The organism is Waterburya sp. (assembly GCF_058530065.1).
Window position 1 is genome coordinate 22,716 of record NZ_JBZNBU010000142.1, and the last position, 7,932, is coordinate 30,647.

Annotated in this window: 3 protein-coding genes; all 3 read right to left on the reverse strand. The window is 43.6% G+C overall.

Going from position 1 to position 7,932, the window contains the following annotated elements; genetic code table 11:
* Positions 1–114 precede the first annotated feature (114 nt).
* Positions 115–4,038 carry a DNA-directed RNA polymerase subunit beta' gene (locus AC33VI_RS09320; RefSeq protein WP_491781991.1) on the reverse strand — a complete coding sequence of 1,308 codons (3,924 nt, stop codon included), beginning with the start codon at positions 4,036–4,038 and terminating at the stop codon, positions 115–117.
* 46 nt (positions 4,039–4,084) lie between these two features.
* A complete protein-coding gene (locus tag AC33VI_RS09325; protein ID WP_491781992.1) occupies positions 4,085–5,968 on the reverse strand; it encodes a DNA-directed RNA polymerase subunit gamma in 1,884 nt (627 codons plus the stop codon).
* Between the two features lie 106 nt (positions 5,969–6,074).
* Positions 6,075–7,932: DNA-directed RNA polymerase subunit beta (gene rpoB, locus AC33VI_RS09330; protein WP_491781993.1), on the reverse strand; the 1,858-nt coding region annotated here is incomplete at its 5' end.

Genomic DNA, 7,932 nt, shown 5'->3' on the forward strand with positions numbered 1-7,932 from the left:
CATAAAAAAGCGATGTCAGGATCTCAATCAGATTTTTTCTAATTTATCCCAACATCGCTCAGGAGATTGAGTTTTCCAAGTCGAAATCGCTCTAAAAACTCAAATTAATTTAGTTTAATTTGTCTTGCCCTCTGGATCGTTCAAACCCGTATAGGCTCTGGCAGAGCGATCGTCTAAAATAACATTTTCGTCATCGCTCAAAGTCTGATATGAATTACGGGGATTAGCTGAAGAATTGCCATTAGCATTCAAATCATCGGCTACGCGATAGGCATCAAAATCATCGCCATAACCATAAACAGAATTACTACGCATTCCAGAATCGAGATCGCCACGAGACAATGGCTCTTCAGGAGTATTAAAACCAGTACCAGCAGGAATCAAACGACCAATAATCACGTTTTCTTTCAATCCTCTGAGCCAATCAGATTTACCCTCAATTGCTGCTTCTGTTAAAACCCTGGTGGTTTCTTGGAAAGAAGCTGCGGAGATAAAGCTATCAGTATTCAAAGATGCCTTGGTGATACCCAATAGTACGGGAGTATATTGGGCTGGTGCGCCACCAGTGATGGACATGGCTTCGTTAACTTGCTCGATTTGGCGTAGTTCTAGTAATTCTCCAGGCAAAATAATAGTATCTCCACCATCATCTATTCTCACTTTGGCAGTCATTTGTCTGACGATTACTTCAATATGTTTGTCAGAAATATCAATTCCTTGGCTTTGATATACAGACTGTACTTGCTCTACCAAGAATAACTGTGCTTTTTGTAAGCCAATCAAAGATGCTTCGTAACAACCTTTTTCTGGTAGATGATAGTTAAAGTGAGTTTCCAGAATTTCATGAGGATTTGCAGGTCCATCGGTTAGGGGTTCTCCTGCTTCTACTCTTTGACCGTCACTGACGATCGCATTTTGTCCTGGCTTGATGGGATAGTCGCTAACTACACCATCGTCTTCCACAATTTTGATATCGACAGTTTCATTGTCTTCATAAACTACCTGACAAACACCAGAACTACGACTTAAAATACAACTTTCTTTGGGTTTGCGAGCTTCCAAAAGTTCTTCAATACGGGGCAAACCTTGAATGATATCCCCAGTTTTAGAACGTTCAAAGACCAACAGTACCAAGTTATCCCCACGCTGTACCAAATCTCCATCATCAATATGCAATACCGCACCTTGAGATACGCGATAGGGACGAGTATGACGTAAAACCACAGTAGTTTTGCCGCCATTTTCTCTAATTTCAACAACTCGCCCAGACTGTTCTAGTCTTACTCCCTCAGCAATTTCTGTATTAGATACTAATAAATCACCTTCTTGGAAACTCAAACTGCTCTTGGCTAGATCTAATTCGTAGGTTTCTACATCGCTATTTCTCACTACAAGAACGCGACGAATAGCTTCTGCTCCTTCTCGAATCCCTTGAACTTCCCCAGCAGATTTACATTGAATCTCGGTACGGGCAATAGTAGCTCCTTTGGCGATTTCTTGACCGTCTTCTACCATTACCCTAGTGCGAACTTCTCCACTGTGAGGGTCTACATCGGTATCTCTTCTCAAAACTAGAGATTCGAGAATTACCATTTGTAGCTTTTGAATTTCTGGATCTTCTTCGTCGGGCTGTAATTCAATATCAGCACTGAGATTGGCAATTATGTCACTTTCTTCTGTAGTTTCAATCTCTAATACTAGTTGAGTGCTGATCAAAGACAAACTGCTGACAGATTTAACTCTTTCCCCATCTTTGTAAAAGATTCTCTGCACCGAGCGCAATTCAATTTGACGACCATCATCTTGATTGATCGATGCTTGAGAAGGAATAGAAGGTTCGTCGGCTACTTCAAATTCGCGAACTGGGCGCAAAATTAAAGCAGGCCCTTCAGTGGTTTCTACAACTTCACCATATCTGAGTTCTTCAGTAGTTACCCCTGGCATAACTTCCGTTCCTGGCTGAATCAGTTGTTCGTGCCATTTACTTTTGCTTTCGTCTAATTGATGGATATCTCCTGGCTTAATGATAATTTCTCGTAGGATATCATTTTTCTGAATGACTTCTACTACCCCAGAAGACTGACAGAAGACATCTTTAACTACTTCTGTACCTGCCTCCACAAATTCTCCATCCTCAACAATTAAGAGAGAAATATCTTTGTTGACTTCGTGGCTTTCTTCGGGAATCCAGAGTAAAGTACCGCCTTTTTCGATTTCATAACCTTGTTTGCGGTTGCCTTTGCCGATGGCGATACCGCCGTATTTGATAATTCCGCCCGTATCGGTACGATAGCGATCGTCAATTAATTCTGCAACAATTTGATTGTTTTGAACTTTAGTGCCTGGGGTTGCTTTGAGCAAAAACTTGCGCTCGTCGGCAGTATAAATAATATATTGTTCGCGACCGCCATCGCTTTCTATTTTTACTTTAGCCTGGTCGAGGGATACAGAAGCCGTAACAATTTCTATTTCGCGGCTATCGGGAATCATTCTAACCACCCCACCATTAGCAGCAGTCAGTCTGGTTTGAGCTAGTAAGTCTCCTGGTTGGACTTTATCGCCGTTTTTCACCAGTGCTTCCGCACCAGGAAGTAAGTTGTATACTTCTCCCGATAGCACCCACAACAAGCCAGATCTTTGGGCAATGCGAGTAGTATTGCCCTGACGGTCTTTTTTATCTTCGGGTACGAGGTCGGCAAAGACTACTTCACCAGCCAAGTCGGAAGTTACATCTTTAGCCGCTTTTTCGGTAGATTTTTGTACCTGTTGTTTGGCTACTTCTACTAGTAACTGTCCTTTTTTGACTTCCTCTCCATCTTCAACATAAATCAATGAACCAGCAGTCAAAGCAGTATTGACGGGTTTGCCTTTGTTGGGAATTAATTGAATGTCTCCCACTGTCTCTACTTGATTGCGCTCGTCACCGTGACGAGTACGAATTTGGCGGGTACTCAAACCAGGGCCAAATTTTACTTTACCGTCGGCTTTGGCTCTAATTTGACGGGCTACTTCCCCTGTAAATACCCCTCCAGTGTGGAAGGTACGCATGGTTAACTGAGTTCCAGGCTCTCCAATGGACTGGGCGGCAATGATCCCGACCGCTTCACCCATATCTACCATGTGTCCGTGAGCCAAACTCCAGCCATAACATTTTTGGCATACCGAACGAGCCGCTTGACAAGTTAGAGGAGAGCGTACCGTTACTCGATCTACGCGCTCGCCGAGTTCTTGAGCCAAGTCGAGACTAATATCTTGGTTGCGAGTGGCGATAACTTCTTTGGTTTTCGGATCGACCACATCTTTTGCCAAGACCCTACCTAACAAACGATCGCTGAGAGGAATCAAAGTGCGATCGCCATCTTGCATTGGTCTGATTTCAATACCGCGATCTGTACCGCAGTCTATTTCTCGAACAATCACATCTTGAGAAACGTCTACCAAACGACGGGTCAAATAACCAGAGTCAGCAGTACGCAAAGCCGTATCTACCAATCCTTTTCTCGCACCATAGGAAGAAATAATATATTCCGTAACCGTCAATCCTTCGCGGAAGTTAGTTTTAATTGGCAAGTCAATAATTTCCCCTTGAGGATCTGCCATCAAACCTCGCATCCCTACAAGTTGGCGTACTTGAGATAAATTACCCCGCGCTCCACTAAACGCCATCATATAAACGGAGTTTAGAGGATCGGTAGAACGGAAGTTAGTTACCACCTCGTTTTTCAGATTTTCTGAAGTGCTAGTCCAAGTATCGATTACCTTTTGAAAACGTTCTACTTCAGTGATTTCTCCGCGAGCGTAACGGTCTTCCGTTTCTTTAATTTCTACTTCTGCTGCTTCCAGCATTTGAGCTTTAATGGGCGGTACTTTTAAATCGTCTACGCTAATAGAAACCCCAGCTACCGTCGCATAGCGAAAGCCTAATTCTTTTAAAGAGTCAGCCATAGTCGCACTGTGAGCGGAGCCATATTCGGTAAAAGATAAAGCCATCAATTTTTTCAGACGACCTTTATCAACGATGTGATTGTAAAATTTCATGCTGTTATTTATTGTTCCTAGCTATTAAAACTTGCTGCTTTTTTCTTTAGGCGGTTGCCATTAAAGCGTCTTGCACCGTTTTGTTATAGATAATCCGACCTACGGTAGTGTTGATATATTGAGAAATCTGTTCTCCCTCTGGAGATCTGCGAACAAATCTTTGACGATAGTATTCAATAGTGCTGCCATCAGCCAAAGTTTCTGACTCGACTACTTCTACGTCTGGCTCTTCTGTAACTACTTCTTCGTCATAACGCAGCCAAACTTTAGCGTGAAGATCGACGTGACCTTGCTCGTAAGCCTTAATCGCATCTTCTAAATTGCCAAAACGGCGACCTTCTCCTTTACTGGCACTGGGGTCTTCAGCTGTTAAATAGTAACAACCAAGTACCATATCCTGAGAAGGAGCAACAATTGGTTTCCCCGTTGCTGGAGATAAGATATTATGACAAGCCAGCATTAATAGCCTCGCTTCCGCCTGTGCTTCCAAAGAAAGAGGCACGTGAACTGCCATTTGGTCTCCATCAAAGTCAGCATTAAAAGCAGGACAAACTAAGGGATGGAGTTGAATCGCTCTTCCTTCTACTAAAATAGGTTCAAAAGCTTGAATCCCCAATCTGTGTAGGGTCGGAGCGCGGTTGAGCATTACAGGATGTCCTGCAATTACCTCTTTGAGAACTTCGTAAACGCTAGGATCGTTGCGCTGAATCAGTTTTTTGGCAGCTTTAATGTTATTTACCATGCCACTATTGATCAGGCGATGAATCACGAAAGGCTGAAACAGTTCGATCGCCATTTCTCTAGGCAAACCGCATTGATAGATTTTTAGTTTGGGTCCCACTACAATTACCGAACGACCAGAGTAGTCTACCCGTTTACCCAGCAAGTTTTGACGGAAACGCCCTTGTTTTCCTTCAATAATGTCCGAGAGAGATTTTAAAGGTCGATTATTTGCTCCGACTACAGTACGACCGCGACGACCGTTGTCGATCAAAGCATCTACCGCTTCTTGCAGCATCCGTTTTTCATTACGAACGATAATTTCGGGAGCGAGAATTTCTTGCAGTCTAGCCAAACGATTATTACGATTAATTACTCTACGGTAAAGATCGTTTAAATCGGATGTGGCAAAACGTCCTCCATCTAGCTGCACCATCGGACGCAAATCGGGAGGAATTACAGGAATGGCAGTAACTACCATCCATTCGGGACGAGAGCCAGTGGCAACAAAGTTATCGATCACCCGCAAGCGTTTGATCAATTTAGCTCTTTTTTGTCCTTTAGCGTCGGCAATTTGTTCCCGCAGTTTCTCTGCTTCTTCTTCCAAATTAACTTCTTCTAAAAGTCTTTGTACTGCTTCGGCACCAATACCTACTTCTACTCCAACTAACTCCGAGTCTTCGCTGTATAGTTGATCTTCAATTTCAATCCACTGATCTTCGGTTAAGAGTTGCTTGGCAGAAAGATTTCCTGCATTACCAGGATCGAGAACTACATAGGCATTGAAATAGACTACCTGTTCTACATCTCTCAATGGCATATCCAAAAGAATACTTAAATAGCTAGGAATACCTTTGAGGTACCAAACGTGAGTTACAGGGGCAGCCAGCTTGATATAGCCCATGCGATGACGACGGACGCGAGATTCAGTGACCTCTACCCCACAGCGTTCGCACACAATACCCCGATGGCGCACTCGCTTGTATTTGCCACAATGACATTCCCAATCTTTTGCAGGGCCAAAAATACGCTCGCAAAATAAGCCGTCCATCTCAGGCTTGAGAGTACGATAGTTAATGGTTTCAGGTTTGGTGACTTCACCTACTAACTGACCGTTAGGTAAAGTTCTTTCTCCCCACTGACGAATTCTCTCTGGGGAAGCAATACCGATTTTTACGTAATCGAATCTTTGTTCTACTTGGTTTCTCATTATTGACTAGGAATTGGGTATTAGTAACTGAGGACTGAGGACTAAGAACTAGGGATAAGGAACCGAGAATTACTCATCCCAAATTCCCCGTTCTTCATTTTTTTGACTAGACTTCTTCAGTGGTTTCCTCTCTTTGCAAAGACTCATAAGTCGGACGGTTGGGAGTGCGTCGGGGAGTATCTGCCATCAAATCTACTTCCACATCGCGACTAGTACCATCATCTTGAGCTTCTAGTTTATGTACGGCAATATCTAAACCGAGAGATTGTAATTCTCGCATTAATACTTTGAAGGACTCTGGTGTTCCAGGACGAGGAATGGGCTTGCCTTTAACAATGGAGTTGAGAGCTTCATTTCTGCCCTGCATATCATCAGACTTGACGGTTAACAGTTCTTGCAGGGTATAAGCTGCACCATAGGCTTCTAAGGCCCAGACTTCCATTTCTCCAAAACGTTGTCCCCCTTGTTGTGCTTTACCTCCCAAAGGTTGTTGGGTGACCAAGGAGTATGGCCCTGTAGAACGAGCGTGAATCTTATCATCTACTAAGTGAACTAGCTTGAGCATATAGGCTTTGCCCACCGTTACGGGGCGAGCAAAAGCTTCTCCCGTACGTCCGTCAAACACCTGAATTTTGCCAGGGTTATTTTCGTCATATACCCAAGATTTATTGGGCTTGCGGGAAGCTTCTTGAATTTTGCCGTGAACGGTTTCTCTAGATGCCTCTTTACCATACATTTCATCGAACGGCATCATCTTAAAGCGCATAGCCAAGTTTTCACCAGCCCAGCCTAAAAGACATTCAAATACCTGTCCTACATTCATTCGAGAGGGAACGCCCAAAGGATTGAGAGCGATATCAATAGGAGTACCATCGGGTAGATAAGGCATATCTTCGACAGGCAGAATACGGGAAATAATACCTTTATTTCCATGACGACCAGCCATTTTATCTCCTACCTGGATCTTGCGTTTTTGAGCAACATAGATTCTGACCACCATGTTAGCTCCAGGAGGTAATTCGTCTCCTTGTTCTCTGGTAAAGACGCGCACGTCTACAACTCTTCCTTTTTCACCGTTAGGAACTCGTAGAGAGTTATCTCTTACATCCCTGGCTTTTTCCCCAAAGATGGCTCGTAGTAGTTTTTCTTCTGGAGGTTGATCGGATTCTCCTTTAGGAGTTACTTTCCCAACTAGAATGTCTCCAGCTTCTACCCAAGCACCAATATGAATAATGCCTCGTTCGTCGAGATTGCGTAGAGCATCTTCTCCAACGTTGGGTAGTTCTCTAGTGATTTCTTCAGGCCCTAATTTAGTTTGTCTAGCTTCAATTTCAAATTTTTCAACGTGAATACTGGTGTAGACATCGTCAAAAACCAAACGCTCGCTAATTAAGATCGCATCTTCATAGTTGTAACCTTCCCAAGGCATATAGGCTACCAAGACGTTTTGACCCAAAGCCAATTCCCCACCTTCAGTAGAAGAACCATCAGCCAATACTTGACCTGGAACGACATCTTCTCCCACATAAACTAAAGGACGTTGATTTAAACAAGTGTCTTGGTTGGAACGTTGGTATTTTTGTAGCTTGTAAATTATCTCTTCTCCTGGATTAGGAGCGTACAAACCATTTTCCCCTTCTTCGACGCGAACTTTGACAACTTCTGCATCTACATAAGTTACTATGCCGTGAGTGCGAGAAACTACTACCATCCCTGAGTCGCGGGCTGCCTGAGCTTCTAGCCCCGTTCCTACTAAAGGACGTTCGGGACGCAACAGAGGTACTGCTTGACGTTGCATATTAGAACCCATGAGAGCGCGGTTGGCATCATCGTGTTCTAGGAAAGGAATCAAGCTGGTAGCTACCGAGACAATCTGGACGGGAGAAATTGCGACGTAATCCACCTCGTCTGGATTACAGGTAGAAAATTCTTGACGATAGCGAATGGCAATACTATCTCCTAGA

Excerpts from the sequence above, each read along its gene's own strand:
- AC33VI_RS09320 (WP_491781991.1), bottom strand. The coding sequence starts at position 4,038 with ATGAAATTTTACAATCACATCGTTGATAAAGGTCGTCTGAAAAAATTG.
- AC33VI_RS09325 (WP_491781992.1), bottom strand. The coding sequence starts at position 5,968 with ATGAGAAACCAAGTAGAACAAAGATTCGATTACGTAAAAATCGGTATT.